The 25802-nt window shown below is 63.7% G+C and carries 31 protein-coding genes, 1 tRNA gene and 1 pseudogene; 19 read left to right on the forward strand and 14 right to left on the reverse strand.

Annotated features, from left to right (window positions below; all coding sequences use genetic code 11):
* Positions 1–70: 70 nt before the first annotated feature.
* The 9 genes from dnaJ (at position 71) to KF794_15005 (ending at position 5414) form a co-directional block, all read left to right on the forward strand.
* On the forward strand, positions 71–1186 hold the full coding sequence (gene dnaJ, locus KF794_14965) for a molecular chaperone DnaJ (protein QYK45026.1): 1116 nt from the start codon (positions 71–73) through the stop codon (positions 1184–1186).
* A 66-nt stretch (positions 1187–1252) separates the two neighbouring features.
* Positions 1253–1849: a methyltransferase domain-containing protein gene (locus KF794_14970; GenBank protein ID QYK45027.1), complete on the forward strand. Its 597-nt coding sequence runs from the start codon at positions 1253–1255 to the stop codon at positions 1847–1849.
* Positions 1846–2418 (forward strand): NAD(P)H-dependent oxidoreductase, encoded by a 573-nt coding sequence (locus KF794_14975; protein ID QYK45028.1) that lies wholly within the window; start codon positions 1846–1848, stop codon positions 2416–2418. The genes KF794_14970 and KF794_14975 overlap by 4 nt, the downstream gene beginning before the upstream one ends.
* Positions 2415–3122: an orotidine-5'-phosphate decarboxylase gene (pyrF, locus tag KF794_14980; GenBank protein QYK45029.1), complete on the forward strand. Its 708-nt coding sequence runs from the start codon at positions 2415–2417 to the stop codon at positions 3120–3122. Before KF794_14975 ends, pyrF begins: the two co-directional genes overlap by 4 nt.
* A gap of 10 nt (positions 3123–3132) precedes the next feature.
* Positions 3133–3438: a DUF1330 domain-containing protein gene (locus KF794_14985; GenBank protein ID QYK45030.1), complete on the forward strand. Its 306-nt coding sequence runs from the start codon at positions 3133–3135 to the stop codon at positions 3436–3438.
* 75 nt (positions 3439–3513) lie between these two features.
* The gene (gene dapB, locus KF794_14990) at positions 3514–4323 is read left to right on the forward strand and encodes a 4-hydroxy-tetrahydrodipicolinate reductase (GenBank protein ID QYK45031.1); all 810 of its coding nucleotides are present in this window, start codon (positions 3514–3516) and stop codon (positions 4321–4323) included.
* Between the two features lie 5 nt (positions 4324–4328).
* Entirely contained in the window at positions 4329–4526 is a 198-nt protein-coding gene (locus KF794_14995) for a hypothetical protein (GenBank protein QYK45032.1), read from the forward strand.
* Between the two features lie 2 nt (positions 4527–4528).
* Positions 4529–4789, forward strand: a complete 261-nt coding sequence (locus KF794_15000) for a hypothetical protein (GenBank protein ID QYK45033.1) — start codon at positions 4529–4531, stop codon at positions 4787–4789.
* Positions 4790–4793: 4 nt separating this feature from the next.
* On the forward strand, positions 4794–5414 hold the full coding sequence (locus KF794_15005) for a 2,3-bisphosphoglycerate-dependent phosphoglycerate mutase (protein ID QYK45034.1): 621 nt from the start codon (positions 4794–4796) through the stop codon (positions 5412–5414).
* 2 nt (positions 5415–5416) lie between these two features.
* On the opposite strand, the gene KF794_15010 is transcribed toward KF794_15005, so the two are convergent.
* The 3 genes from KF794_15010 to KF794_15020 all read right to left on the reverse strand — a co-directional run bounded on the left by KF794_15010 (position 5417) and on the right by KF794_15020 (position 7079).
* Positions 5417–5596, reverse strand: coding sequence for a hypothetical protein (locus KF794_15010; protein QYK45035.1), 180 nt, complete (start codon positions 5594–5596; stop codon positions 5417–5419).
* Between the two features lie 56 nt (positions 5597–5652).
* Positions 5653–6525 (reverse strand): bifunctional helix-turn-helix domain-containing protein/methylated-DNA--[protein]-cysteine S-methyltransferase, encoded by an 873-nt coding sequence (locus KF794_15015; GenBank protein ID QYK45036.1) that lies wholly within the window; start codon positions 6523–6525, stop codon positions 5653–5655.
* A 68-nt stretch (positions 6526–6593) separates the two neighbouring features.
* On the reverse strand, positions 6594–7079 hold the full coding sequence (locus tag KF794_15020; GenBank protein ID QYK45037.1) for a DUF2244 domain-containing protein: 486 nt from the start codon (positions 7077–7079) through the stop codon (positions 6594–6596).
* A 20-nt stretch (positions 7080–7099) separates the two neighbouring features.
* Here KF794_15020 and nth point away from each other — a divergent pair, with 20 nt between their 5' ends.
* Positions 7100–7807, forward strand: coding sequence for an endonuclease III (gene nth, locus KF794_15025; protein ID QYK45038.1), 708 nt, complete (start codon positions 7100–7102; stop codon positions 7805–7807).
* Here the strand turns inward: nth and KF794_15030 are convergent.
* Positions 7804–8499, reverse strand: coding sequence for a sulfate transporter family protein (locus KF794_15030; GenBank protein ID QYK45039.1), 696 nt, complete (start codon positions 8497–8499; stop codon positions 7804–7806). The two genes, nth and KF794_15030, sit on opposite strands and share 4 nt — an antisense overlap.
* A 20-nt stretch (positions 8500–8519) precedes the next feature.
* Positions 8520–9389: a lipo-like protein gene (locus KF794_15035; protein ID QYK45040.1), complete on the reverse strand. Its 870-nt coding sequence runs from the start codon at positions 9387–9389 to the stop codon at positions 8520–8522.
* 158 nt (positions 9390–9547) lie between these two features.
* On the opposite strand from KF794_15035, the gene KF794_15040 reads away from it, so the two are divergent.
* A complete protein-coding gene (locus KF794_15040; protein ID QYK45041.1) occupies positions 9548–10891 on the forward strand; it encodes an FAD-dependent oxidoreductase in 1344 nt (447 codons plus the stop codon).
* A pseudogene (locus tag KF794_15045) lies at positions 10888–11554 on the forward strand (adenine nucleotide alpha hydrolase). The gene KF794_15040 and the pseudogene KF794_15045 overlap by 4 nt, the downstream one beginning before the upstream one ends.
* Here KF794_15045 and pheT read toward each other — a convergent pair.
* The 6 genes from pheT to KF794_15075 all read right to left on the reverse strand — a co-directional run bounded on the left by pheT (position 11551) and on the right by KF794_15075 (position 17741).
* Positions 11551–13956 (reverse strand): phenylalanine--tRNA ligase subunit beta, encoded by a 2406-nt coding sequence (gene pheT, locus KF794_15050; GenBank protein ID QYK45042.1) that lies wholly within the window; start codon positions 13954–13956, stop codon positions 11551–11553. The pseudogene KF794_15045 and the gene pheT overlap by 4 nt on opposite strands.
* The gene (gene pheS / locus KF794_15055) at positions 13953–15035 is read right to left on the reverse strand and encodes a phenylalanine--tRNA ligase subunit alpha (protein QYK45043.1); all 1083 of its coding nucleotides are present in this window, start codon (positions 15033–15035) and stop codon (positions 13953–13955) included. The genes pheT and pheS overlap by 4 nt, the downstream gene beginning before the upstream one ends.
* A gap of 9 nt (positions 15036–15044) precedes the next feature.
* Positions 15045–15401, reverse strand: coding sequence for a 50S ribosomal protein L20 (gene rplT / locus KF794_15060; protein QYK45044.1), 357 nt, complete (start codon positions 15399–15401; stop codon positions 15045–15047).
* 42 nt (positions 15402–15443) lie between these two features.
* Positions 15444–15644: a 50S ribosomal protein L35 gene (gene rpmI / locus KF794_15065; GenBank protein QYK45045.1), complete on the reverse strand. Its 201-nt coding sequence runs from the start codon at positions 15642–15644 to the stop codon at positions 15444–15446.
* A 171-nt stretch (positions 15645–15815) separates the two neighbouring features.
* A complete protein-coding gene (gene infC, locus KF794_15070) occupies positions 15816–16355 on the reverse strand; it encodes a translation initiation factor IF-3 (protein ID QYK46730.1) in 540 nt (179 codons plus the stop codon).
* Between the two features lie 186 nt (positions 16356–16541).
* Positions 16542–17741 (reverse strand): glycosyltransferase family 4 protein, encoded by a 1200-nt coding sequence (locus KF794_15075; protein ID QYK45046.1) that lies wholly within the window; start codon positions 17739–17741, stop codon positions 16542–16544.
* Positions 17742–17818: 77 nt separating this feature from the next.
* Here KF794_15075 and KF794_15080 point away from each other — a divergent pair, with 77 nt between their 5' ends.
* On the forward strand, positions 17819–18595 hold the full coding sequence (locus tag KF794_15080; GenBank protein QYK45047.1) for an alpha/beta hydrolase: 777 nt from the start codon (positions 17819–17821) through the stop codon (positions 18593–18595).
* Positions 18596–18655: 60 nt separating this feature from the next.
* Positions 18656–19138 carry a cupin domain-containing protein gene (locus KF794_15085; GenBank protein ID QYK45048.1) on the forward strand — a complete coding sequence of 161 codons (483 nt, stop codon included), beginning with the start codon at positions 18656–18658 and terminating at the stop codon, positions 19136–19138.
* On the opposite strand, the gene queG is transcribed toward KF794_15085, so the two are convergent.
* Both queG and KF794_15095 read right to left on the reverse strand, forming a co-directional pair.
* On the reverse strand, positions 19132–20295 hold the full coding sequence (gene queG / locus KF794_15090; GenBank protein QYK46732.1) for a tRNA epoxyqueuosine(34) reductase QueG: 1164 nt from the start codon (positions 20293–20295) through the stop codon (positions 19132–19134). The genes KF794_15085 and queG overlap by 7 nt on opposite strands.
* Positions 20265–20954: a glutathione S-transferase family protein gene (locus KF794_15095; protein ID QYK46731.1), complete on the reverse strand. Its 690-nt coding sequence runs from the start codon at positions 20952–20954 to the stop codon at positions 20265–20267. Before KF794_15095 ends, queG begins: the two co-directional genes overlap by 31 nt.
* A gap of 162 nt (positions 20955–21116) precedes the next feature.
* Here KF794_15095 and KF794_15100 point away from each other — a divergent pair, with 162 nt between their 5' ends.
* Positions 21117–21923, forward strand: coding sequence for an undecaprenyl-diphosphate phosphatase (locus KF794_15100; protein QYK45049.1), 807 nt, complete (start codon positions 21117–21119; stop codon positions 21921–21923).
* Here the strand turns inward: KF794_15100 and KF794_15105 are convergent, their stop codons facing one another.
* Positions 21924–22892, reverse strand: a complete 969-nt coding sequence (locus KF794_15105) for a complex I NDUFA9 subunit family protein (protein ID QYK45050.1) — start codon at positions 22890–22892, stop codon at positions 21924–21926.
* A 166-nt stretch (positions 22893–23058) separates the two neighbouring features.
* Between KF794_15105 and KF794_15110 the strand changes: the two genes are divergently transcribed.
* The 4 genes from KF794_15110 to KF794_15125 all read left to right on the forward strand — a co-directional run bounded on the left by KF794_15110 (position 23059) and on the right by KF794_15125 (position 25518).
* Positions 23059–23143 (forward strand) — tRNA-Leu (locus KF794_15110).
* 171 nt (positions 23144–23314) lie between these two features.
* The gene (locus KF794_15115) at positions 23315–23929 is read left to right on the forward strand and encodes a ribonuclease D (GenBank protein ID QYK45051.1); all 615 of its coding nucleotides are present in this window, start codon (positions 23315–23317) and stop codon (positions 23927–23929) included.
* An 84-nt stretch (positions 23930–24013) separates the two neighbouring features.
* Positions 24014–24781, forward strand: coding sequence for an LPS export ABC transporter periplasmic protein LptC (lptC, locus tag KF794_15120; protein ID QYK45052.1), 768 nt, complete (start codon positions 24014–24016; stop codon positions 24779–24781).
* Positions 24778–25518 (forward strand): hypothetical protein, encoded by a 741-nt coding sequence (locus KF794_15125; GenBank protein ID QYK45053.1) that lies wholly within the window; start codon positions 24778–24780, stop codon positions 25516–25518. The genes lptC and KF794_15125 overlap by 4 nt, the downstream gene beginning before the upstream one ends.
* The last annotated feature ends 284 nt before the right edge of the window (positions 25519–25802 follow it).

Here is a 25802-nt window from a genome sequence, read left to right on the forward strand (position 1 = left end):
GGATGGCCTTCGTCCAAAGCAGCGCAAACCCGCAGCGGACGAAGGCCATTTTTCTGAGCGGTACCGGATAATGTCCAAGCGCGACTACTACGAAGTCCTGAGCGTCACGCGCACGGCGACCGATAGCGAAATCAAGACCTCTTTCCGCAAGCTCGCGATGCAATGGCATCCGGACAAAAATCCGGGCGACAAGGATTGCGAAGCGAGGTTCAAGGAAATCAACGAAGCCTATGACTGCCTGAAGGATCCGCAGAAGCGCGCGGCCTACGACCGCTACGGTCACGGTGCGTTCGAGAACGGCGGCGCGGGCGGGCCGGGCGGTTTCGGCGGTGATTTCACTTCTGCCTTCTCCGATATTTTCGATGATCTGTTCGGCGGTCTCGGCCGCCGCGCGCGGTCCGGCGGACGCGAGCGCGGCGCGGACGTTCGCTACAATCTCGAAATCTCGCTGGAGGAAGCGTTCAACGGCAAGACCGCGACCATCGAGATGCCGACCAACGTGACCTGCGAGGTCTGCTCCGGCACGGGCGCGAAAGCCGGTACGCAGCCGGTGCAGTGCAAGACCTGTGGCGGTTCGGGCCGTGTGCGTCATGCACAGGGTTTCTTCACGCTGGAGCGTACCTGCGTTTCCTGTCAGGGCCGTGGCGCAATCGTGCAGGACCCCTGCAAGGCCTGCTCCGGTGCCGGCCGCGTGCAGAAGGAGCGCACGCTCGAAGTGCCGATCCCGGCCGGCGTCGAGGATGGAACGCGCATCCGCGTTGCCGGCGAGGGCGAGGCCGGTGCGCGTGGCGGCGGCAACGGCGATCTCTACATTTTCCTCACGGTGACGCAGCACGCGATGTTCCAGCGCGACGGCGCGGACCTCTATTGCCGCGTGCCGGTCTCGATGGTGACCGCGACGCTCGGCGGCGAATTCGAAGTGCCTACCATCGACGGCGGCCGCACCAAGGTAAAAATTCCCGAAGCCACGCAATCGGGGAAGCGTCTTCGCCTCGGCGGCAAGGGCATGCCGGTACTGCGTTCGCGGGCGCGTGGCGACATGGTCGTGCAGGTCGTGGTCGAGACGCCGCAGAAGCTCACCAAGCGGCAGAAGGAACTGCTGCGCGAGTTCGACCGCGAAAGCACCAAGGATACGCATCCCGAATCCGCGGGCTTCTTCGCCAAAGTGCGCGACCTCTTCAGTTGAGCGCTTGACCGCGCTAGGCGCGGGACGTACGGCTTTTCCATAGCCTGAGTAAGCAGAGGTACGCGGATGTCGTCGCCCACCGGAGCGGAATTCAGCGGCTCGCGGCTCGGCGATCAGGCGCGCTTTTTATTCTCCTGGCTGCTCAATCCGAAAGGTGTCGGCGCAGTTGCGCCTTCCGGTCCCGCGCTTGCGCGCACCATGGCGGCCATCGTCGATCCTGCCGTCGAAGGACCGATCGTCGAACTCGGACCCGGCACCGGCCCGGTCACGAAGGCGCTGGTGGATCGCGGCATCGAGCCGAAGCGGCTCGTGCTGGTCGAGTTCGAGAAGAAGTTTTGCGATCTTCTGTTCGTTCGCTTCCCGCTGGTGAACGTGGTGCAGGGTGATGCCTTCGCGCTCGAGGAAACCCTGAAAGGGCATGCGGCGCCGCCGTTCGCGGCCGTCGTGTCGAGCCTGCCGCTCCTGAACTTTCCGCATGAGCAGCGCAAGCGTTTGATCGAGAGTACGATGCGGATGCTGCGTCCCGGCGCGCCGTTTATCCAGTTCACTTACGGCGCGAACTCGCCGCTGCCGCTGCAATCGGATTTGTACGAAACCTCGGCTTCGAAGCGCGTATGGTGGAATCTCCCGCCCGCGCAAGTATGGACCTATCGCGCAAAATGACGGTGCAGAAACGTATTCTCGTTTTCGCCGGTTCGATCCGTACCGGCGCGTTCAGTGGCCAACTCGCCGCGCATGTTGCCCGCGAACTTGCGGTGCTTGGCGCGGAGGCGAACCTGATCTCGCTCACCGACTATGAAATGCCGATCTACGACGCCGACCGCGAAGCGCGTGAAGGCCAGCCGGAAAACGCGAAGAAACTGCAGGCCGCGATGGCGGAGCATCACGGCATCTATATCGTCACGCCGGAATACAACGCATCCGTTCCGCCGCTCCTGAAAAATACGATCGACTGGGTTTCGCGCGTGCGCGAGAAGCCCGACCCGTACAAATCCTGCGTATTCTCGATTGCGGCGACTTCCGATGGACGCCTTGGCGGCTACCGGGCGTTGATGAATCTCCGGCAGATTCTCGAACTGGGTCTCGGCGCACTGGTACTGCCCGAACAAGTATCCGTCGCGGGCGCGGGCAGCGCGTTCGACGAGCGCGGCGCGCTGAAAGACGAGCGCACGCAGAAGATGCTGGTCAACTCCTTGCAAAAGCTGATCGACGTCGCGGGGAAGTTGCCGTGAGCGCAAACGTCTCCGCGCGCGACCGCGTGATCGTCGCCCTCGACGTGCCGGACGTGGCGGAAGCCGAGAAGGCGGTGTGGGCGCTCGGCGATTCCGCGAGCTTCTACAAGATCGGCTACGAATTGGTGATGGCGGGCGGCCTCTCGCTTGCCGAAGACCTCGTGCAGGGCGGGAAGAAAGTCTTCCTCGACATGAAGCTGCACGACATCGGCAACACCGTCATGCGCGCGACCGAACGCGCGGCACAACTTGGCGTGACGTTCCTGACCGTGCACGCGTTTCCGCAAACCATGCGCGCGGCGGTGGAAGGGCGCGGCAACAGCGGACTGAAAGTGCTGGCCGTGACCGTGCTCACGTCATGGGACGATAACGACCTGAACGATGCAGGCTATAGCGCGACCGTGCCCGAACTGGTCGCGCGCCGCGCGGCGCAGGCAAGCGCCATCGGCATCGACGGTCTGGTTTGCTCGCCGGCGGAAGCCGCCGACATTCGCCGCAAGGTCGGAGAGAAGATGCTGCTGGTCACGCCGGGTATTCGCCCCGCGGGCAGTGCGAAGGGTGACCAGAAACGGATCATGACGCCGTCCGATGCGATCAAGGCCGGCGCGGATTACATGGTGATCGGCCGTCCGATTCTCGCGGCCGAAGACCCGAAGGCTGCCGCCGAGACTATCGTCGCGGAAATCGAACAAACGAAAAAATAAGGGGAGTGAAATGGCAAAGGGTTACTGGATTGCACGGGTCGACGTGCGGGACGACGACATCTACGGGAAGTATCGCGACGCCAACGCCATCGCCTTCAAGAAATACGGCGCGCGTTTCGTGGTGCGTGGCGGCAAGTTCGAGAATCCGGAAGGCTCCTCGCGCTCGCGGAACGTGGTGATCGAATTCCCCAGCTATCAGGCGGCGGTCGATTGCTACCATTCGCCGGAATACGCGCACGCCATCTCGATCCGCGCGCCGATCTCGGAAGGCGACATCGTCATCATCGAAGGGTACGACGGCCCGCAGCCGTCTTAACGCTGCCTCGACGGCGCTGCTTTCCCGCTCCGCGCGGTCACGCTATACCCGCGCGCGTATTCTGGAGCGCGCGAAATGGCCGATCTTCGTCTCGTCATCGCCGGTGCCGGCGGCCGCATGGGCCGCACGTTGCTGCGCGCGATTTACGAAGTGCCGGGTTTCGCGCTGGCGGGGGCGGTTGATCGTGAAGGTGCGGCCGAAATCGGCGCGGATACCGGCTTGCTTGCAGGACATGAGCCTTCCGGCGTTAAGGTCGTGGCCGGCGCGCTGCCACTAGTGGCGCAGGCCGACGCGATCATCGACTTCACCACGCCCGCTTCGACCGTCGAACTGGCCGCGCTCGCGGCACAGGCGCGCATCGTGCATGTGATCGGCACCACCGGCCTGTCGGATGCCGACGACAAGAAACTTGAAGCGGCCGCGCGCCATGCGGCGCTGATCAAGTCCGGCAACATGAGCCTCGGCGTCAACCTGCTGGCCGCGCTGGTGAAGCGCGCTGCCGCCGCGCTTGGCCCGGACTTCGACATTGAAGTGCTGGAGATGCATCACAACAGGAAGGTCGATGCGCCATCCGGCACCGCGCTGCTGCTCGGCAATGCAGCGGCGGAAGGGCGCGGGATCGACCTCGCGAAGAACTCGGTTCGCTCCCGCGACGGGCATACCGGCGCGCGCAAGGCGGGCGACATCGGTTTTGCCACGCTGCGCGGCGGCACCGTGGTCGGAGAGCACAGCGTGATTTTCGCGGGCGCATCCGAGCGCATCGAACTGACCCACAAGGCCGAGGACCGCATGATCTTCGCGCGCGGCGCGCTTGCGGCAGCGAAGTGGGGCAAGGGAAAGAAGCCCGGCATCTATTCGATGGCGGACGTGCTCGGTCTTTCGTAACGGCAATGAAGTCGAAGCCGCTCCCCGCGCTTTTTATTCTGTTACTGGTCGCGCTCTATATTTATTTTCTCGGCACGCCGTTTGTTTCGCGGGTCACGGGAATTGCGCCGCGCCCGATTTCCCTGATCGCCGGTCTCGCGGTGTTTCTGCTCGGCGCGGCAGTCATGATTGCCGCCGGCATCACCGCCCGGCGTGGAAAATAGCCGTGGACGAAACGCCACCGCGCCGCTCGGCCGCGCATCGTATCGGACTGGTGCTGGCCGCGCCGATGATCTTTCTCGCAGGCTTCGTGGTCTATCGCTATGCCCGCGGCGAGTTTCCGGGGCTGGAAACGCGGAGCGACCTTGCGCTGCTGCTCGGCTTCCTTGCGGGGACGGCCGCTTTGTTTTACCTCACGCCGCACGCGGCGGTACGGATGGCCCGGCACGTCGCGGCGAGTATCGCGCGCATAAAGATCAGGAAGTGAAAAAATGGAACGTCTGCTGGTTCTTGTCCGTCATGGCCAGAGTGAGTGGAACCTGAAGAACCTTTTCACGGGCTGGCGCGATGTCGACCTCACCGAACAGGGCGTATCCGAAGCCAAGGCCGCCGGGCAGAAGTTGAAGGCGCGTGGCATCCAGTTCGATGTCGCTTACACCTCCGCGCTGAAGCGCGCGCAGCGCACGCTGGGGCTGGTGCTCGACGAGATGAGCCAGGGCGGCATTACGGTTCACAAGGACAAGGCGCTGAACGAGCGCGACTACGGCGATCTGAACGGATTGAACAAGGACGACGCCCGCAAGAAATGGGGCGAGGAGCAGGTTCACATCTGGCGGCGCTCCTACGACACGCCGCCGCCGGGCGGCGAAAGCCTGAAGGATACGGTCGCGCGCGCGCTTCCCTATTACGTGCAGCACATCCTGCCCGGTGTGCTGCGCGGCGAGCGCACGCTGGTCGCTGCGCACGGCAATTCGCTGCGTGCGTTAATCATGGTGCTGGAGAATCACACCCCCGAAAGCATCATCAAGCGCGAACTCGCGACCGGCGTGCCGATCATCTACAGGCTGAACGCCGACGCGACGGTCGCGGAGAAGCTCGATCTCGCGTCCTGAAGTCAGCCGAACAGTTTGCGTTGCAGGATCGGCCCGGTGATTACGCCAAGCGCCGCCCCGGCGCCGATTCCGGCATAGCGCGCGATCGCGGATGTAATATTCAGTCCGCCCAGGATCAGCATGATCGCGACAATGAAAAACGCAACGCAAATTGCCATGGAAACAATAGCCTGCCAGCTCATACGAATACCCCCAAAGAGGGACAGCATGATGCGGCGTGGGCAGGGGATCAAGCCGTTCAGGTAATCAACCGTGCCTGTTCCCAGCCGAGCATTGCGCGTTTTCGCGTCAATCCCCAGTGATAGCCGGTAAGCGCACCGCTTACGCCAACGATGCGGTGACACGGCACCACGAATGAAATCGGGTTTTTCCCGACCGCTGCGCCGACCGCGCGCGCCGCATTGTCCTTGCCGATTTTCTTCGCAACGTCGCTATAGGTCGCCGCGCGGCCGAGCGGCACTTTCAGGAGCGTCTCCCAGACCCGCACCTCGAAATCGGTGCCGATCAACACCACGCGGAGCGGCGTATCCGGCTTCCAGCGCTCGGACTGGAAGATGCGCGCGGCGATATCGGCGGTGGCGGCGGAGTCTTCGGCGTAGTCTGCGTTCTTCCAGCGCGCGCGCATGTCTTTCAGCGCCGCGTTTTCCTTGCCGGGATCGGCGAAGGCGAGGCCACATAGGCCGCGTTTCGTCACCATCACGAGCGCAGTTCCAAAGGGAGATGGATGAAAGCCATAGCGGATTTCGAGGCCTTCGCCGCCGGTTTTCCATTCGCCGGGCGACATCGCTTCGTGCACGACGAAAAGATCGTGCAGCCGCCCCGGCCCCGACAGGCCGAGTTCGTAGCTCGTTTCCAGAATGTTCGGCGACTGCGCGAGCAGTTGCTTCGCATTGTCGAGGGTGACGGCCTGCAAGAAGGCCTTCGGTGTCAGCCCGCACCAGCGGCGGAACAATTCGTTCAGCGTGCGCGGGTCCGTCTTCATGGCTGCCGCAACGGCTTCCACTTCCGGCTGTTCGCGGAACTTTCTGGTCAGATATTCGATCGCGCGGCGAACCGTTTCGTAATCCTGCCGGTTCGCGGTGTCTGAAATCTTCATGGCTCCGGCAAGCATCGCAATATCCTCCATTGGTGGAGGAGGTAGGCTCGCAGGATAGCGCAAGCCACCCGATTTCGCGGGATTTATCGCTTCGCGGTCGCGAGCGCGGAGGCGAGCGACTTCGCGAGACGCTCTTTCTGCACCGGTGGCAGGAATGCGCCGATCACGCGCGTAATGCGGCGTTCGGTCAGCGCGATGCGGGTAACGCCCGACAATTCGTCGGAGGTCGTATCGAGGCGCACCCAGCGCGGGTTCATGGTGTCTTCGCGCTGCTCGCCGCGCGCGGATACCTTGCGCCAGACCAGCCGTACCGGGGTGACCAGGATTTCCTCGAACGCCCGCGCCGAGCGGAAGTTCGCGCGGAACGCGAGCCACACCAGAAAAACGTCGAGGCCCAGAAAGCCAAAGATCGGCCACGCGCCCATCAGGAGGAAAGCAAGGCCGACCACGAAGCTGGCCGCGCCGAGCGTCAGCATCAAAATCGCGAAGCCGCGCGGGCTGAGCGAGCGATGCGGGGATAGCCGCTCGTACAGGAGCTGTGGCTCCGGAATCGGGTTGCTCGCGTTCATCCGGCAATTATAGAGGGGCTATGGGCAAAAAAGCGACCGCCAAAAAACGCACGACCATCCCGGCGAAGACCAAGAAAGCGGCAACGCCCCGTCGCTGGAACGAGCGGGAAGTCGCCGAGGCGTTCACGCGCTGGGAGAAAGCCAACCCGCATCCGAAGGGCGAACTGGAATCGGTCAATAATTTTACGCTGCTGGTCGCGGTCGTGCTTTCGGCGCAGGCGACCGACGCCGGCGTGAACAAGGCCACGCGCGCGCTTTTCAAGGTCGCCGACACGCCGGAGAAGATGGCGGCGCTCGGCGAGGAAAAGCTGCGCGACTACATCAAGACCATCGGTCTCTATAAGGGCAAGGCGAAGAACGTGATCGCGCTCTCGCGCATGCTGATCGAGCGGCACAACGGCGAAGTGCCGAAGACCCGCGAGGAATTGCAGGCGCTCCCCGGCGCGGGCCGGAAAACCGCGAACGTGGTGCTCAACATTGCCTTCGGCGAGCCGACCATGGCGGTGGACACGCATGTATTCCGTGTCAGCAACCGCACCGGCCTTGCGCCGGGAAAAAATCCGCTCGAAGTCGAGCTGGAATTGAACCGCGTGATTCCCGCGCGCTTCATGACGCACGCGCATCACTGGCTGATCCTGCACGGGCGCTACACTTGTCTGGCGCGCAATCCAAAATGCCCGGCCTGCATCGTCAACGACCTTTGCCGCTGGCCGGAAAAGACGCTCTAGATCCCCGCGCCGCGATACGGCGGCAGGATTTCACGTTTCGGCATGAAGCGCTTGTGCCGCCGCACCATGAAGGCGGTGGCGAAAACCGGCGTGATCAGGTTGAGCACCGGCACCGCGACGATGGCCGCGATCACGAGGCCGGAGACGAAGACCGGCACCGCGTTCGCGCGCCGCAAGGCCCGCGCTTCTTCCGGCGTGCGGAAACGCATCGCCGCCATCTCGAAATATTCGCGCGAAAGCAGATAGGCGTTCGCGACATAGAACACGCCTACGTTCAGCACCGGAATGACAAACCACAAAATCACCGCGGCGATGTTCACGGCGAGCACGACGCCGAAAAATTTCGCCGACAGAAACAAAGCCTGCGCCAGTGGTAGCGGTTTGCCGGGCGGATCGGCCGGATAGTTCGTGTGTTCCACCTCGCCGGCGACTTCGTCCGCGAAGATCGCGCCGATCGCGGATGTGACCGGCGCCATCGCGAAGAACGCGACGACCAGCGTAAGCAGGCCGAGCAGGATTTCCGCGATGTAGTCGTAGGGATGCGCGAGCGGCAACAGGAACCGCAACAGCCACTGCAAGCCTGCGCCCAGCGCGATGAGCAGCAGGATCGCAAGGCCGATCGACTTCAGCAAAACCTTGCGAAGCGGCGGCGAGAAGACCTGCGCGAACGCGCCAAGGGCATCCGAAATCATGCCGCGATTCTTACGCGCGATTATGCGCGGAGAGAAGCGGCGATCGGTGTTTCTGCGGGGACGGGAAGTTCAGGAACCAGCGGCGGGTTGCCGCCTTCCGCTAAAGGGCGGGGCGCAGCATCACGCTCCTCCTCGGGCGGCAGCGGCCGGTTCGCCCAGCGCAGCTTGCGGTAGTCGAAGCCGAGTTCGATGGTCGGCTTCACGATGCGGAAATAAGGAGAAATGTCGAAGTCGCGCGGCATGTAGAGCGAGTGATGCCGGATGTGGAGAATCTCGCGGCGCTTTTCCTTGCTGTCGATCAGTTCGATGCGCGGCAGGATCGGATAGCGCACGGCTTCGAACGCCTGCGCGATCAAGCCGGAGCAGATCACTTTTGTAGGCACGCCGGAACCGAAGGACAGCATGCGGCGGCGGAAACGCTGCGGGATCGGCGCGGGAATCAGGTAGCGCATCAGGTCGATGATGTTCTTCACGTCGTATTCGATGCCGAGCCGCTTCATCATGTAGCTGACGACCTGTTCGCGGTCGTCGTCGCTGAGGCCAACCGGGCGGCAGATGCGCGTGTGAAAATCCTTGTACTTCGAGAGCGGCGCGGTGACGACGCCCTGTCCGAGGTTGGCCTCGATCAGCACATGCGGGGTGCCGTCCATGCCGCGCTTGTTGAAGCGCGGCCCGACATACAGCGCCGCGTGCGACCACGTCGATTGGGTGAGATACTTGATGATGCCGGAGACGCGCGAATTGCCTTCGACCAGGATGACGTCGCCGGCTTGCAGCACCGCGGCCATCGCGTCCTGATCGCTCGGCGTGTGCATGTCCGCGCCCGGCGAGGGCGATTCGAGGTATTTGACGATGCGGCGGCTCAAAAAGCCGAATACCTGGTCGGTCATGCCGGAGGCGTCCCCCACGCCCGGATTGCCGGGCGTCTTTTGTCCCGGTTTGAGCCTAGCCTAATCCGGTTTCCGCGCGGTTCACAAAGCCTTGTGCCACCGCCATCGCGGCGCCATTCCGGACCTGTTATGGTATTGCAATCAAGTAATTTTTTACCATGCCTGCACATTTCGACCGCCGCACGCTGCTGAAGGCAGCGCTCCTCTCCGCATTGCCCGCCGCGCTGCCGCGCGGCGCGTTCGCGCAAATGCCGCGCGAAGTGGATGTCATCATTGTCGGCGCGGGTGCGGCCGGGATCGCCGCCGCGCGCAGACTATCGGCGCAAGGCCGCAGCCACGTCATTCTCGAAGCGCTGCCGCGCATCGGCGGCAGGATTGCCGGAACCATTTCTCCGTTCGGCACGCCTGCCGATCTCGGCGCGCATCGCCTCTATACGCCGCGGCAAAATCCGCTGGTTGCCTATGCGGAAGCGAACAAGTTCGAACTCTACGCGCCGCTGCTTTCGCGCCGTCTCTATCTCGGCATGCGCGAGGCGCGCGACGCCGAATACGACGACTTCACCGCCGCCGTGCGCCGCACCGCGCGCGCCATCGCCGCAGCCGGCGAGGTGGGACAGGATTTGCCCGCGACTTCCGTGCTGCCCGATCTCGGCGATTGGCACGGCACGGCTTCCTTTCTGCTTGGTCCGCTGACGAGCGGCGTCGAACTCGACCGCGTCTCCACGGTGGATTTCAGCCGGGCAGCCGAACGCAGCGAGGAACTCGCCGCCCGCGCGGGCATGGCGGCGCTGATCCTCGCCGTCTCGCGCGGAATCCCGGTTCAGTTGAATACGGCGGTGCGCGCGATTCAGGTCGCGGCGAAGCGCAACGTCGTGGTCGAGACCGCGCGCGGCGCGGTGCAGGCTCACGCCGTCATCGTCACGGCATCGCCGGGCGTGCTGGCGGCCGGGATGATCCGTTTCTCGCCGTCGCTGCCGGAACGCATTTCATCGGCGCTATCGCGCATGACCATGGGCGTGCAGAACCGCGTCGCGTTCGAATTGCCGGGCAATCCGCTGCGCCTGAAAGACGACGAAACGATTCTGTTCCGCGCGCTCGGCCGCCGCACCATGCGTCTCGTCGGGCGGGTCGGCGGAACGGATACCGCCTACGCCGATATCGGCGGCGCCTTCGCGCGCGAACTTTCCGGCGCGGGCGAGCGCGAGATGCTCGCCTTCGTGCGCGAGATGCTCACCGCACATTTCGGCGCGGACGTCGCGAAGCGCGTCGGCTGGTCCGCCATCGCGCGCTGGGACCGGGAAGAATATTTTCGTGGTTCGCACGCCGCCGTGCAGCCGGGATTCGCCGGCGCGCGGCGCACGCTGTTCGACGCCGCGAACGAGCGCATCTTCTTCGCGGGCGAAGCGATCCACGAAACCCACTACGGCACGGTCGCGGGCGCAATGTTGTCCGGCGAACGCGCCGCGCTGGCGGCGTTGCGCGTATTGCCCGCCAAACGATGAGCAAACCGAAAGCGCTGATTTCCTGGTCGAGCGGCAAGGATTCGGCATGGGCGCTGCATCGGGGGCGGCTTGCGGGCGAATACGAGATCGCCGGCGCGCTGACGACCATTACGGAGAACTTCGACCGCGTTTCGATGCACGGCGTGCGGCGTGAAGTGCTGGACGCGCAATTGCAGGCAGCGGGCCTGCCGCTTTTTCCGGTAACGATTCCGTCTCCCTGTCCGAACGAAATCTACGAAGCGCGCATGGGCGAAATGGTGCGCGGCCTGCGGGCGCGCGGCATTTCGAAAATCATCTTCGGCGACCTGTTTCTGGAAGACATCCGCGCCTATCGCGAAGAAAAACTGCGCGGCACTGGAATCGAGGGTGTGTTCCCGCTCTGGAAAATCCCGACCGGCCAACTCGCGCGCGAGATGATCGCGGGCGGGCTAAAGGCGCGCGTCGTCTGTATCGATCCGAAGAAGATGCCGCGCGAGCTTGCGGGCGGAATTCGGCGAAGCGTTGCTTGAGGCGTTACCCCCGGGCATCGATCCTTGCGCAGAGAACGGCGAGTTTCACACCTGCGTCACGGGCGGGCCGATGTTCTCGGAAAATCTGGAAGTGAAGATGGGCGAAGTCGTCGAGCGCGGCGGCTTCGTGTTCGCGGATTTAATGCTCGCTTAGCGCAGCGTCGCGCCGGTCTTCTTCGAGACTTCGTCCACGATCTTCTTCGCGACGGCGTCGATCTCGGCGTCGGTGAGCGTCTTCTCGCGCGGCTGCAACGTGACAGCAATCGCAAGCGACTTCTTTCCTTCCGGCACGCCTTTGCCTTCGTAGAGGTCGAACACATCGACCGCTTCGATCAGCGTTTTGTCGGCGGCCTGCGCGGCGCGGATGATCTCCGCCGCCGTGACCTTGCGGTCGACGAGGAACGCGAAGTCGCGCGTCACCGGCTGGAACGGCGAGAGATCGAGCTTCGGCTTTACCTTCGTCGGCTTGGCCTTTTGTTCGGGAAGCCGGTCGAGGAAAATTTCCGCAACCGATACCGGACCCTCGATGTCGAGCGCGTCGAGCGTGAGCGGATGCAGTTCGCCGAAATAGCCGAGCACGAGTTTCGGCCCAAGCTGGATCGTGCCGGAACGGCCCGGATGCAGATAGTTCGGCCCGCCCGCCACGATCTGCACCTTGTCGGTCGGCGCGCCGCAGGCGGCAAGCACGGTCAGCGCGTCGCTTTTCGCGTCGTAGACGTCGACATTGCCGGACGAGCCTTGCCAGTGACGGCCGCTACCGGAAACCTTGGCCGCGCCCCGGCGCAGCGAAGTGGCCGCCATCAACTGTTCTTCCGGCTTGTCGCCGAGGAAAATCTGGCCGACCTCGAACAGCGCGACATCTGCGTAGCCGCGATCTGCGTTCTTCTGCCCGGCCAGTGCGAGGCCCGGAATCAAGCTTGGGCGCATGTCGGAAAGATCCGACGCGATGGGATTCGACAGTGCGAGCGCGGCCGCGCCGCCGCCGAAACGCTCGGCATGTTCCTTCGAGATGAAAGACCACGTCACGCCTTCCAGCGAGCCGCGCGCGGCAAGCGCACGCTTCGCGGCGCGGGTGCGCTTCTGCAATGTGGTCAGCACGGGCTTGCGCGCATGGTCGTCGCGCTCGAACGGAGTTTGCGGCACGCGCTCAAGTCCCGCGATGCGCACGACTTCTTCGACGAGATCCGCCTTGCCTTCGATGTCGCCGCGCCAGCTCGGCGGCGAGACTTTCAGCGTCTCGCCGGCGCCCGCGGTCGTGAAGCCGAGTGCCGCAAGGATGCGCTTGATTTCGTCGGCCTTGATTTCAATGCCGGTGAGGCGTTTCGGTTCGCTGACCGGGAAATCGATCACGCGGCTGGTGTCCGGCACTTCGCCCGCGGTGAAAACTTCCGAAGGCTCGCCGCCGCACATTTCGAGAATGAGCTGCGTCGCAAGCTCCAGGCCCGGCAACATGAAACCCGGATCGACCGCGCGCTCGAAACGAAAGCGCGCGTCCGAATTCAAGCCGAGCTTGCGGCCGGTCTGCGCGATGTTGAGCGGGTTCCACAGCGCGGATTCGACGACGACGTCCGTGGTCGCTTCCGAAACGCCGCTTTCCTCGCCGCCCATCACGCCCGCGAGCGATTCCACGGCAACGTCGTCGGAGATCGCGCAGATCGTTTCATCCAGTTCGTAGGTTTTGCCGTCGAGCGCGAGGATTTTTTCGCCCTGCTTCGCGCGCCGCACGACGAGATTGCCCTTCACCTTCGCCGCGTCGAAGACATGCAGCGGGCGCGAGCGGTCGTGGGTGAGCAGGTTCGTGATATCGACCAGCGCGTTGATCGGACGAAGGCCGATGGCGCGCAGGCGCTTTTGCAGCCATTCCGGCGAAGCGCCGTTCTTCACGCCCTTGATCACGCGGATCGCGAATGCGGGGCAAAGCTCCGGCGCTTCGATCTTCACCTTGATGGCGCAGGGAAACTTGCCGGGAATATTTTTCGGCGGCTTGTCGTTGAACGTACCGAGGCCTGCGGCCGCGAGGTCGCGCGCAATGCCATGCACGCCGAGCGCGTCGGGACGATTCGTCGTCACCGCCACATCGAACACGGGATCGTTGAGGCCGAGCACTTCAGCGAACGGTTTGCCGAGCGGCGCGTCGGCCGGCATTTCGATGATGCCGGAATGTTCGTCGGACAGGCCCATCTCGCGCTCGGAAACGAGCATGCCGCGCGATTCCACGCCGCGGATCGCGCCGATCTTCAGCACGTCGCCGCTCGCGGGGATCGTGGTGCCGGGACGCGCGAACACGGCCTTCATCCCGCCGCGCGCATTCGGCGCACCGCAGACGACCTGAATCGGATTGCCGTCGCCGATGTCCACCATGCAGACGCGCAGCTTGTCAGCGTTCGGATGCTTCTCGGCGGAGATCACGTTCGCGACCACGAAGGGAGCGAGCGTCGCCGCCTTGTCCTCGATGGATTCCACTTCGAGGCCGACTTCCGTCAGCTTTTCGGCAATCTCCGCGACCGTCGCGTCGGTCGTGAGATAATCCTTCAGCCAGGAGAGGGTGAACTTCACGTGCTCAATCCTCCCGCAAGCGTCGGGAAGTCGAGCGGGCGGAAGCCGTAGTGCTCGATCCAGCGCACGTCCGCCTCGAAGAACGGACGCAAATCCGGCATGCCGTATTTCAGCATCGCGATGCGGTCGATGCCCATGCCCCAGGCGAAGCCCTGATACTCGTCGGGATCGAGGCCGCAATTCTTCAAGACATTAGGATGCACCATCCCGCAGCCGAGAATCTCCAGCCAGTCGGTGCCCTGACCGAACTTGATGTCGCCGCCGGAGCGGTCGCACTGGATGTCGACTTCCATCGACGGTTCGGTGAACGGGAAGAACGACGGACGGAAGCGCATCTTCACGTCGTCGACTTCGAAGAACGCCTTGCAGAACTCGGCGAGAATCCATTTCAGGTGGCCGAGGTGCGATTTCTTGTCGATCACGAGACCTTCGACCTGATGGAACATCGGCGTGTGGGTCTGGTCCGAGTCCGAGCGATAGGTGCGGCCCGGAATGATGATCTTGATCGGCGGCTTCTGCTTCAGCATCGAGCGCACCTGCACCGGCGAGGTGTGCGTGCGCAGCAGCTTGCGCTCGCCCTTCTCGTCGGGCGGGAAGAAGAAGGTGTCGTGCATTTCCCGCGCCGGATGGCCGACGGGGAAGTTCAGCGCCGTGAAGTTATAGAAATCGGTCTCGACGTCCGGGCCTTCCGCGACCGAGAAGCCCATGTCCGCGAAGATCGCGGTCAGTTCGTCGATCACCTGCGAGATCGGATGGATGCGGCCGCTCTCGGCAGGCGCGGCGCGAACGGGGAGCGTCACGTCGGCAGTTTCCGCCGCGAGCTTTCCGGCAATCGCCTTCTCTTTCAGCTCGGCTTTTTTCTTTTCCAGCGCGCCCGTCACGCGGTCGCGCAGCGCGTTGATCTTCGCGCCTTCGGCCTTGCGCTCGTCCGGCGACATCGCGCCGAGGCCCTTGAGCAGTTCGGAGACCGAACCCTTCTTGCCTAGCGCGCTTACGCGCACGGCTTCGAGCGCGGCCTCGTCGGCCGCGCCCGCGATCTGCGCAATCAGATCGGATTCGAGCTTGGAGTGGTCGGCCACGGCGCGCGCTCAGTTAAGAGCGGCGCGTGCCTGTGCGCATAGCGCCTTGAACGCCGCCGGCTCGTGGACGGCGAGGTCGGCCAGCACCTTGCGGTCCACTTCGATCCCGGCCTTGTTCAGTCCGTTGATGAAGCGGCCGTAGACGAGGCCTTCTTCGCGCGCCGCGGCGTTGATCCGCTGAATCCAGAGCGCGCGGAACGTGCGCTTCTTGTTCTTGCGGTCGCGGTAGGCGTACTGCATCGACTTGTCGACGGCAGCCTTCGCGGTGCGGATGGTGTTCTTGCGGCGGCCATAGAAACCCTTGGCGGCCTTGAAAGTCTTCTTGTGCTTGGCGTGTGAAGTTACGCCGCGTTTGACGCGAGCCATGATGAAACTCCTTCGGGATCAGGAAACGAGAAACGGTTCTGCTTAGTGGTAGGGCAGAAAGATCTTGCGGACGCGCTCGGCGTCGGACTCGGAAATCACGCGCGTGCCGCGCAGCTTCCGGATCTGGCTCTTGGTCCGCTTGATCATGCCGTGGCGTTTTCCCGCCTGACCGGAGATCACCTTGCCGGTGGCCGAAACCTTGAATCGTTTCTTGGCGCCGGACTTGGTCTTCAGCTTGGGCATTTTGCTCTCCATGGACTTTGGCCGGGCAAGCCCGCCTAAGTTACTGTAATTGCTCGGAATTGAGCGCTCGAAAGCCGCCACGGCAGCCCTGATGAATGGCCGGTCGGCTCGAAGGCCGTCTCGATAGACGAGACGGCCAGTATTTTCAAGTATTTGGGGGTCAGGCCGCTTTTAGCGCGGTGCGAGGATCATGACGATCTGGCGGCCTTCGGACATCGGCTCCATCTCGACCTTCGCGATGGTGGTCGTGTCCTCTTTCAGCTTCTGGAGCAGCTTGTAGCCCAGCTCCTGATGCGCCATTTCGCGGCCACGGAAGCGAAGCGTGACCTTCACCTTGTCGCCCTCTTCGAAGAAGCGCTGGATCGAGCGCATCTTCACTTCATAGTCGTGCTTGTCGATGCCGGGGCGCAGCTTGATTTCCTTGACCTCGACGGTCTTCTGCTTCTTGCGCGCTTCCGCGGCCTTTTTCTGGGCCTGGAACTTGAACTTGCCGCTGTCCAGAATCTTGCAGACCGGCGGATTGTTGTTCGGGGAAATCTCGACGAGGTCTAGGCCTGCGTCGCGCGCCATCTGGATGGCCTGATGGGTCGGAACGGTGCCGCGGTTCTCGCCACTTTCGTCGATCAGCTGAACTTCGCGGACGCGGATGTCTTCGTTGGTACGCGGGCCGTCCTTCTGGACCGGCGCGGCGCTTCTCATGGGACGGCGAATGGGGGCAGTCTCCTCTAGCTGTTAAAACGAACGCTGTTACGCCGGGACCAGAACCTTGCAAGGAAGGCCAGCCCAAAACGGCGAAGCATCGGGAGGATCGGTAGAAACGGGCGGCAAGTCAACTTGCCGTATCAATCCCGGATTTATCTGAAATCGGCATCATGAGTGCCTAGGCTCATAGCCGGCCTAGGATGCGGCGGACTTGGCTACGACGTCGCGGTACACCGCAAGCAGGCGCTCGGCGAAGGTCTCTTTCGAGAATTGCGAGGCGATCCACTCGCGGCCGCGCACGCCCATGGCGCGGCGGGCGGGAGCGCCCATTGCCAGCAATTTGAAAAGACTTTGCGCGAGTTCGGCCGAGTCGCCGGCGCGATAGAGCACGCCGGTGGCCCGCGTCTCCGATAGATAGGGAGCCGCGCGCACGATTTCATCCCCGTTCTCGGAATCGGAGACGGCGACCGGAATGCCCATGGCCTGCGCTTCCAGCACGGCGCGGCGCTGGCCGCCCTGCGAGACGGAGGTGCAGACCACGATGTCCGCCAGCGAATAGGCGGTCGGCATGTCGTCGCTGTAGCCCGCGAAGCGGACCACGCCGGACAGGCCCGCCTGATGAACCTTGTCCCAGAGTTCGCCGGCATAGCCGGAGCGGGTCGGGTGCTCGCCCGCGAACACGCAGAGAAAATCTTTCAGGCCCGCTTCGCGCAGTTTCGTCGCGGCCTCGACCAGCACATGCGGCGCTTTCGGGCGCGACAGGCGGCCGGGGAGAAGAATGACGCGATCCTTCGCGCCGACACCCCACTTCGCAGCGAGCGCGGCGCGCTTCCCGGCATCGACGCGAACCGGATCGAATTCGCGCAAATCCATCGCGCGCGGCACGACCGAGATTCTTTCCGGCGCGGTGCCGTAGCGCTCCGACACCATCTTCGCGAGCCGCTCGCCCGGCGCGATCACGCGGGAGCCGCGAACCATCACGCTGTTGTAGAGCCGCTTGAACGGATTGCGCTCCGAGAAACTGCCGTCATAGGTCGCGACGAATGGAATTTTCGTCATGCGATTCGCGACCAGACAGCTCCACGCCGGCGCGCGGCTTTGCGCATGCAGCAGATCGGCGTGCAGGTCTTGCGCGAGATCGCCGAGCGCGCGTGCGTTCCGGTAAATCTGCGACGGGTTCTTGGTGGCGACCGGCAGGCGAATGACGGTTGCGCCGGCGCTTTTTGCGTCGTCTTCCAGCCGCCCGCCTTCGGAAACGATGATCGCGCGATTGCCGGCGCGCACCAGCGTCTCCGCGATTTCGATCGCGTGACGCCCCGTTCCGCCGGATTGCAGATCGGAGATGACCTGCACCACGGTCAGCGGTTTTTCGGCTTTTGCTGCGGCGGCTTGCACGAAGCCGCTTCTAGGCGCGGGTTGCGGCATTCGCAAGGCACCTTGCGTTCGCCGCGCCGTCATATTACGCGGCCCCGATGAGCAGCGAACCCCAATTCATAGACGTGGGTGGCCGACGCATCGCCATTCGCGCGCGCGAAGGCAACACGCCCGGACTGTTCTGGCTCGGCGGATTCAAATCCGACATGAAGGGCACCAAGGCTGTCGCATTGGATGCCCATGCCGCGCAGACGGGACGTGCCTGTATCCGCTTCGATTATTCCGGCCACGGCGAATCGGGCGGCAGGTTCGAGGACGCGACGATTTCGCAATGGCTGGAAGAATCGCTCGCGGTATTCGGAAACCGGGCGAAAGGTCCGCAGATCGTCATCGGCTCGTCGATGGGCGGGTGGATGGCACTGTTGCTCGCTCGCGCATTGGCGAAAGACCCGTCGCTCGCGAAGGATGCAAAACTCGCCGGGCTGGTGCTGATCGCACCCGCGCCCGACTTCACCGAAGAACTGATGTGGAAGCAGTTTTCGGACGAAATCCGCAACCAGATCGAAACCACCGGACAGTGGGAGCGGCCGTCCGTCTACGGCGATCCGCCCTATGCGATCACGAAAAAGCTGATCGAGGACGGGCGCAAACACCTGCTGCTCGGCCAGCCCATCGAAGTGAAATGCCCGGTGAGGATCTTGCAGGGCGTGCTCGATCCGGACGTGCCGTGGCAGCACGCCATGCGTCTCGTTTCCTGTCTCGCACAGGACGATGTGGCGATGACGCTGGTGAAGGACGGCGACCACCGCCTGTCGCGCCCCGAAGACATCCAGCGTCTGCTGAAGACGGTGGACGAGCTTGCGGCGGACGCATAGCGACTCGCGGTGGACTGCGGAATGATGCCGCCCGGAAGGTCATTCGGGACGGGCAGCATCATGGGTGAAGACGCGCAGAATAAAATCGCTGTTACGGCATCGTCGGTGCCGCCGCGCACGAAGCCTTCGAACTATCCCGAGCCATTCTTCAGCCGGATGGTGAAGCGCGAGAAGCGTCAGCTCGGCGATTACTTCGGGCTGAAGAATTTCGGCGTCAATCTCACGAAGCTGATGCCGGGCGGAGAATCGGCGCTGCTGCACCGGCACAGCACACAAGACGAGTTCGTCTACATTCTCGAAGGCGAACCGACCCTCGTCACCGATCGCGGCGAAGTCCTGCTTGCGCCCGGCATGTGCGCAGGATTTCCGGCGCAAGGCATCGCGCATCATCTGGTGAACAGGACCGGCAGGGACGTGCTTTATCTCGAAATCGGCGACCGCACGCCGGGAGACGAAGGCAGCTATCCGCAGGACGATCTGAAGGCTTCGCTCGGCGCGGACGGAACGTGGGTTTTCACCCGCAAGGACGGGCGTCCCTATTGAGCCGTGTGTTCCGCCAGTGCGAGCGACCACTCTTCGCGGACTTCGGGGGAAGGATCGGGCGCACGCTGCGCGGATAATTGCCGAAGTCCATTCGGATCGAGTTGCGAGAGTGCCCACACCGCGGCACCGCGCACCAGTGGCGACTCGTCGTCGAGCCGCGCGACCGCGCTTGGGATCAGCGATGGCGATTCCGAATTGCCGATCGCGATGAGCACGTTGCGCACGAAGCGCTCGCGCCCGGTACGTTTCACCGGCGACTTCGCGAAGCGCGCACGGAATTTTTCCTGATCGAGCGCAGCGAGTTCTTCGAGCGCGGGCGCGCGATTCTCTGCGCGCGCCGCCAGCTTCTGCTCGCGGCCTTCGCTGGCAAACTTGTTCCACGGGCAGGCGGCGAGGCAGTCGTCGCATCCGTAAATGCGATTGCCGATGCCTTTGCGCAGTTCGCGCGGGATGTGCCCTTTGTGTTCGATGGTGAGATACGAAATGCAGCGCCGTGCATCGAGGCGGTAGGGCGCGATGAATGCGTTCGTCGGGCATACATCGAGACACGCGCGGCAGGAGCCGCAATGATCCACTTCGCGCGCGTCGAACGGCATCTGGAACGGCGTGAGCATCGCGCCGAGGAACAGCCATGAGCCGTGCTCGCGCGAAACCAGGTTCGTGTGTTTGCCCTGCCAGCCGAGACCGGCTGCTTCGGCAAGCGGCTTCTCCATCAGCGGCGCGGTATCGACGAAGACTTTCAGGTCCGACGCGCTCTTATGCGCGAGCCACTGGCCGAGCCGTTTCAGCTTGCCCTTGATCAGGTCGTGATAGTCGTCGCCCTGCGCGTAGACCGAGATCGCGCCGTGCATTTTTTGTTTCAGGATTTCGCGCGGGTCGTGGTCAGGTCCGTAGTTCAGGCCGAACATCACGACCGCGCCAGCCATTTCCCAGAGCGCGTTCGGATGTTCGCGCCGGAGTGCGTGGGTTTCCATCCACGCCATGTCGCCGTGGCGCTGTTCCGCGATCCACTGATGCAGGCGCGGCGCTGCCTCGCGGATGGAATCGGGATGCGCGACGCCGATGGCGTCGAAGCCTTCCTCGCTCGCCCGCGCGATCAGCTCGCGTTTCAGCGCGGCGTATTTTTCTAGAAGTCGAGGTTCGTGTAGCTGGCCGATGGCGGCAACCCCGGAATCGTTTCCGAGAGCAGCGCGCGAAACGCGGGCCGCGATTTCATCCGCGCGTACCAGTTCTTCGCGTTCTCGTCTTCCGCCCACGGCACGTCACCCAGATAATCGCATACCGAAAGATGCGCGGCCGCGGCGAGATCGGCATAGGTGAGCCGGTCGCCGGCCAGATACTTCCGCGTTCTCGCAAGCCAGCCGAGATAGCGCAAATGGCCGCTGACGTTGGTCTGCGCCGCGCGGATCGCGCTTGAATCCGGCGGGCCGCCGCCTTCTTCCGCGCGCATGTAGCGCTTCCAGATTTTCTCGCGGGTAAGGAGGTCGCTCACTTCTGCGAAGAACTTGGCGTTGAACCATGCGCAGAGCCTGCGCACCTCGACGCGCTCCGAGGCTCCCTCCGGCATCAGGCGGCGCTCGCCCGCGTTCCTGCCGAGCGTCTCGTCGACATATTCCGCGATCACGTCCGCGCCGGGGATCGCGATGTCCGCGGCGCCCGTCAGCACCGGCAGGCTGCCCGCCGGATTGATCGCGAGAAATTCCGGCCGCCGCTTCCAGAACGGTTCCTCGATCAGCGCGGCCTCCACGCCGTATTCGGCGAGCACGAGCCGCGCGAACCGCGAATGGGGACAGAAGAACTGGTGATAAAGCTGCATCGCCGGACCGGTTTGCATCATCTTCCTTAATAAAGCGAAGCCGCACGGGCAGGGCGTAAAAACCGTGTGAAACCGGCAAAGATGGGGCGCGCAACGTAGTTTTGCGGTGCCGTGGCCGCCGCGCTAAACAGCGCGCGATTCAACGGGGCGAAGAATCACTCCATGTCGATTGCGAAGCTGATCGAGGCCTTTTTTCTCGGCCTGCTCGAAGGCGGCACCGAATTCATCCCCGTTTCCTCGACCGGGCATCTTTTGCTCGCGACCACGTTCCTGAAGTTCCAGACCAGCGGCAAGACCTTCGAGGTGCTGATCCAGCTTGGCGCGATCCTCGCGATCACGCTGCTCTACCTGAACCGCCTGCTGCGCGTGCTGTTCGCGATTCCGTTCGATCCTTCCGCGCGCCGTTTCGCGCTCGGCATCATTCTCGCCTTCATCCCGGCGGCGGTGGCGGGCGTGCTGCTGCACGGCTTCATCAAGACCGTGCTGTTCGAGTCGCCGAAGCTGATCGCAATCAACCTCGTCATCGGCGGGATCATTCTTATCGTCGTGGACAAGATTCGTTTCGAGCCGAAGTACGACGACGCGATGCAGTTGCCCCTGCTGACGGCGCTCGGCATCGGATTGTTTCAGTGTCTCGCGCTGATCCCCGGCGTATCGCGTTCCGGCTCGACCATCGTGGGCGCGCTGTTGCTCGGACTGAACAAGCGCGCGGCCGCGGAGTTCTCGTTCTTCCTTGCAATGCCGACGATGCTGGGTGCGTTCGTCTACGACCTCTACAAGAACTACAAGGCCATGTCGTTCGACGACGGCGCGGTGATCGCGGTCGGATTCATTGCCGCGTTCCTGTCTGCGTTGCTGGTCGTGCGTTTCGTGCTCGACTTCGTCGCGAAGAACGGATTTTCGTTCTTCGGCTGGTGGCGGATCGCGGTCGGCGCTGCGGCGCTGATCACGCTCTACGCGACGACCTGATTACGCCGCCGGCTTGGTGAACTGGCCGGCCTTGCGGAAACGCCACAGGTAGCTCGACAGCACCGCGTTCATCGCGGTCGGCGTGATGCCGAGGCCTTCCAGCGTGCGCTGCTCGCGGGCCGCCGCTTCCGAAACGACATTGTCGCTTTCGAGCAGCGTCACCTGATCGCGCGTCAGCATCGGCTTCGGCATCAGCTCCATGAAGAATGCCTGGATGCGCGCGACGGCGAACGGCAGCGGCACGAGCAGGCGCGAACGGTCGATCTCGCGCAGCGTGATCTCCATCAGCTCGCGGAAGGATTTCACTTCCGGCCCGCCGAGTTCGTAAACGGTGCGCGGCGTGGCCTCGCCTTCGACCGCGCGCGTGATCGCGGTAGCAACATCGCCGACGAAGACCGGCTGGAATTTCGTTTCGCCGCCGCCGATCAGCGGCAGCAACGGCGAAATGCGCGCGAGCGATGCGAAGCGGTTGAAGAAGTCGTCTTCCGGCCCGAACACGATGGAGGGGCGCATCACGACTGCATCCGGCCGCTCCGCGAAGGCCGCGGCTTCGCCCAGCGCCTTCGTGCGCGCGTAGTTCGATTTCGAGTTTTCGTCGGCGCCGATGGCGGAGAGATGCACGAGCTTCGCGCCTTCCGCCTTCGCGGCCTTTGCAACCGCGCCCGCGCCTTCCGCCTGCACGGCGTCGAAGCGTTGCGCGCCGGACTGATAAAGAATCCCGACCAGATTCACGACCGCGCTGGAGCCTTCCGCCGCGCGCGCGACCGACTCCGGGTAACGCAGGTTCGCCTGCACCGCGTTGATCTGGCCCACCACGCCGAGCGGTTGGAGATGGCCTGCGAGATCGGGCCGGCGGACCGCGACGCGGATGCGCCAGCCGCGCTTCGCCAGCGCGCGGACCAGATGGCGTCCGATGAAGCCGGAGCCGCCGAAAATCGTCACCAAACGGTCGGACGGAATCTGCGCCATCGTTGTGTCTCGCTAGGGAAAACCGGGCTTTCTCACCGAGCGTTACAAGATCAGTTTTTGGCCGTCAAAGCGCGCTTCGCCGCTGGCCGCGCGAAGTCCGCCGCCTTCGATTGACAAGGCTGGAGGCCTAGCCCTACCTAGCGCCGCTTGACGGCAAGCCGCGCCTGCCCAGGTGGCGGAATTGGTAGACGCACTAGTTTCAGGTACTAGCGGGTAACACCGTGGAGGTTCGAGTCCTCTCCTGGGCACCAGCGGCCGCGTGACGCCGCGAAGGCAGGCAAAACGCCAGCCTGTTTCGCGCCACTGCGCTGTTAATCTTTTTGCGAATCGTTAGCTGGTATGGTCGCGGGACGCGCGGCGCTCGCAGCCGGGTGTCCGGCTTTGCGCGCTGTCCGGTTAGGGAACATAACGTCGAGAACCAGATGACCATTCGGCTGCATCGCGGCGATCTCCCCGATCTCTCCGCATATAAAGAGTCGGTTGCGATCGACACCGAGACGCTGGGTTTAAATCCGAGCCGCGATCGTCTTTGCGTCGTGCAGCTTTCTCCCGGCGACGGCACTGCGGATGTCGTGCAGATTCCCGCCGGTCCGGTGAACGCGCCGAACATCGCGAAGCTGCTCGCCGATCCGGCGCGGCTGAAGATTTTCCATTTCGCGCGCTTCGACCTCGCGGTGCTCTACAAGAATCTCGGCGTGATGGCGCAGCCGGTCTACTGCACCAAGATCGTGTCGCGGCTGGTCCGCACCTACACCGACCGCCACAGCCTCAAGGAACTCGCCCGCGAACTGCTCGGCATGGACATGTCGAAGCAGCAGCAAAGCTCGGACTGGGGCGCGGATAAGCTGAGCGAGGCGCAGGTCGCCTACGCTGCGTCGGACGTGCTCTATCTCCACCAGATCAAGCGCAAGCTCGACGAAATGCTGGCCCGCGAGGGCCGCGAAGCGCTGGCGGAGGCCTGTTTCCGCTTCCTTCCGGCCCGCGTCGCCCTCGATCTGGGCGGCTGGGCCGAGGAAGACATCTTCAGCCATTCGTGATCGGCCCGGCCTCGCGGACCATGGTCCGGGGCCGTCCGAAAGCCGTAATTACGCAGTTTATACGGGGCGCACATCGGAACCCAAATGAACCGGAACGTACCATCGGCGGGCGGCCACCCCCGCCGGCAGCATGTGGATCGCCGCGCCTTCGCCTATGGCGATGCCGTGCGCCATTCCACGCGCGTGCGTTTCATGCGCCGGATTTTCCCGATTCTCACGGGAAGCATCCTCGTCGTCGTCGCGCTGATCGTCTGGCTCGATCCGTTCCGGCTGGTGCGCGATTTTCCACTCGATCTGATGAAGCTCTCGATTCAGGGCAACAAGCTGGTGATGGATGCGCCGAAGCTCTCCGGTTTCACCAAGGACGGCCGCGGCTACAACGTCACCGCACAATCGGCCGCGCAGGACCTGACCCGCACCAATGTCATCGAACTGAACGGCATCATCGCGAGTTTCACGCTCACCGGCGGCACCACCGAACTGAAGGCGGTGAAAGGCGAATACGATACCAAGGCCGACCGCGTGCAGCTTACCGAAGGTGTCGTCATCACCTCGTCGCAGGGCTATCAGGGCCGCCTGCGCGATGCGCTGATCGAGGTGAAGAAGGGCCATGTCGTCACCACGAACCCGGTAGACATCATCTTCAACAATGGCGCGCTGCGCGCCGACCGGATGGAAGTCTTCAACAACGGCGCCCACGCGATCTTCGAAGGGCGCGTGACCTTCATCACCAACCTGCCGCCGCCTTCCGAGAATGCGTCTCCGCAGGCTGAAAAGGACGACGTCACGCCGCCAAATACGGCTGCGGCGACCGCCAACCAGAATCAGGTAACGCCTCCGCTCACCCGATGAATCATTCGCTTCCGCGCAATCTTCTCGTTCTCGCCGTGCTGTCTTCGCTGACGGCGGTGCTTCCGTTCGCCGGACCTTCGCCTTCCTTCGCGCAGACCAAGAAGGCGGAAAAAGAGGTGGTGCCGAACGCCTTTCAGGGCTTCTCGCGCAACCGCAAGGACCCGATCAAGATCGAGGCGAATTCGCTGGAAGTGAAGGACAAGGACAAGACCGCAGTCTTCACCGGCAACGTCATCGTCACGCAGGGCGACACCACCATGCGCTGCCGTGAATTGACGATCTTCTATGACGGCAATGCGCTTTCCGCCGTCGACGGCAAGGACAAGAAGGAGCAGCCCGCTCCGCAGGCTAAAGCGCCCGGCGCGAAGCAAACTGCCTCCGCGCAAAAGATCAAACGGCTGATCGCGGTCGGCGGCGTCATCGTCACCGCCACCAATCAAAAAGCGACCGGCGACCACGGCCTGTTCGAGATGGCGACCAATACCGTCACCCTCACCGGCAACGTGGTGGTGACGCAGGGTCCGAACGTGATGAACGGCAGCAAGCTGGTGGTGGACCTCAATTCCGGCCGCTCCCGGCTCGACGGCCAGCAGAAGGGCGGGAGCACGCGCGTCCACGGCTTGTTCGTGCCGAACTCGGTTGATGAAAAGAACAAGGACGCCAAGGACGGGAACAAGGACGGGAATAAAAAGAAACCGGCCCGGGGCAAGAAAACCTCTCCTGATTCCGGGCAGTAACCTAATCTGGCCCCGGATTTGCTTCCCCGGCGCGAACGATTTATCAAAACCATTCCTGCATGAGTACGCCTTCGCCGGGCCTGAAAGACCGGCGATTCGGTGCCCGACCGGCACGCGCCGCCGGGTTGTCCGCCAGAAAATCCTGCGGCCGTGCAATGGCCGGGAGCGTTGCGGCGGCAAGGAAGGGAGAAATCGCTGAGCTGGTTCCGCTCAAAATCCGGAGACAAGCGCGACACTCCCGCACTGACGGAGCAGTGGCGGCTGGACGCGCCCGAGCGGCGCGC

This window comes from Xanthobacteraceae bacterium, from assembly GCA_019454205.1.
In the GTDB taxonomy this organism is placed as follows: domain Bacteria; phylum Pseudomonadota; class Alphaproteobacteria; order Rhizobiales; family Xanthobacteraceae.

Bases quoted from the DNA above. Each gene is read 5' to 3' on its own strand.
- rplT (QYK45044.1), bottom strand. From the start codon at position 15,401: ATGGCTCGCGTCAAACGCGGCGTAACTTCACACGCCAAGCACAAGAAG.
- KF794_15115 (QYK45051.1), top strand. From the start codon at position 23,315: ATGACCATTCGGCTGCATCGCGGCGATCTCCCCGATCTCTCCGCATAT.
- KF794_14975 (QYK45028.1), top strand. From the start codon at position 1,846: ATGACGGTGCAGAAACGTATTCTCGTTTTCGCCGGTTCGATCCGTACC.
- KF794_15010 (QYK45035.1), bottom strand. From the start codon at position 5,596: ATGAGCTGGCAGGCTATTGTTTCCATGGCAATTTGCGTTGCGTTTTTC.
- KF794_14995 (QYK45032.1), top strand. From the start codon at position 4,329: ATGAAGTCGAAGCCGCTCCCCGCGCTTTTTATTCTGTTACTGGTCGCG.
- KF794_15020 (QYK45037.1), bottom strand. From the start codon at position 7,079: ATGAACGCGAGCAACCCGATTCCGGAGCCACAGCTCCTGTACGAGCGG.
- KF794_15040 (QYK45041.1), top strand. From the start codon at position 9,548: ATGCCTGCACATTTCGACCGCCGCACGCTGCTGAAGGCAGCGCTCCTC.
- KF794_15035 (QYK45040.1), bottom strand. From the start codon at position 9,389: ATGACCGACCAGGTATTCGGCTTTTTGAGCCGCCGCATCGTCAAATAC.
- KF794_15100 (QYK45049.1), top strand. From the start codon at position 21,117: ATGTCGATTGCGAAGCTGATCGAGGCCTTTTTTCTCGGCCTGCTCGAA.
- nth (QYK45038.1), top strand. From the start codon at position 7,100: ATGGGCAAAAAAGCGACCGCCAAAAAACGCACGACCATCCCGGCGAAG.
- KF794_14985 (QYK45030.1), top strand. From the start codon at position 3,133: ATGGCAAAGGGTTACTGGATTGCACGGGTCGACGTGCGGGACGACGAC.
- KF794_15105 (QYK45050.1), bottom strand. From the start codon at position 22,892: ATGGCGCAGATTCCGTCCGACCGTTTGGTGACGATTTTCGGCGGCTCC.
- KF794_14970 (QYK45027.1), top strand. From the start codon at position 1,253: ATGTCGTCGCCCACCGGAGCGGAATTCAGCGGCTCGCGGCTCGGCGAT.
- dnaJ (QYK45026.1), top strand. From the start codon at position 71: ATGTCCAAGCGCGACTACTACGAAGTCCTGAGCGTCACGCGCACGGCG.
- KF794_15080 (QYK45047.1), top strand. From the start codon at position 17,819: ATGAGCAGCGAACCCCAATTCATAGACGTGGGTGGCCGACGCATCGCC.
- rpmI (QYK45045.1), bottom strand. From the start codon at position 15,644: ATGCCCAAGCTGAAGACCAAGTCCGGCGCCAAGAAACGATTCAAGGTT.
- KF794_15030 (QYK45039.1), bottom strand. From the start codon at position 8,499: ATGATTTCGGATGCCCTTGGCGCGTTCGCGCAGGTCTTCTCGCCGCCG.
- KF794_15005 (QYK45034.1), top strand. From the start codon at position 4,794: ATGGAACGTCTGCTGGTTCTTGTCCGTCATGGCCAGAGTGAGTGGAAC.
- KF794_15015 (QYK45036.1), bottom strand. From the start codon at position 6,525: ATGCTTGCCGGAGCCATGAAGATTTCAGACACCGCGAACCGGCAGGAT.
- dapB (QYK45031.1), top strand. From the start codon at position 3,514: ATGGCCGATCTTCGTCTCGTCATCGCCGGTGCCGGCGGCCGCATGGGC.
- KF794_15085 (QYK45048.1), top strand. From the start codon at position 18,656: ATGGGTGAAGACGCGCAGAATAAAATCGCTGTTACGGCATCGTCGGTG.
- KF794_15125 (QYK45053.1), top strand. From the start codon at position 24,778: ATGAATCATTCGCTTCCGCGCAATCTTCTCGTTCTCGCCGTGCTGTCT.
- lptC (QYK45052.1), top strand. From the start codon at position 24,014: ATGAACCGGAACGTACCATCGGCGGGCGGCCACCCCCGCCGGCAGCAT.
- KF794_15095 (QYK46731.1), bottom strand. From the start codon at position 20,954: ATGCAGCTTTATCACCAGTTCTTCTGTCCCCATTCGCGGTTCGCGCGG.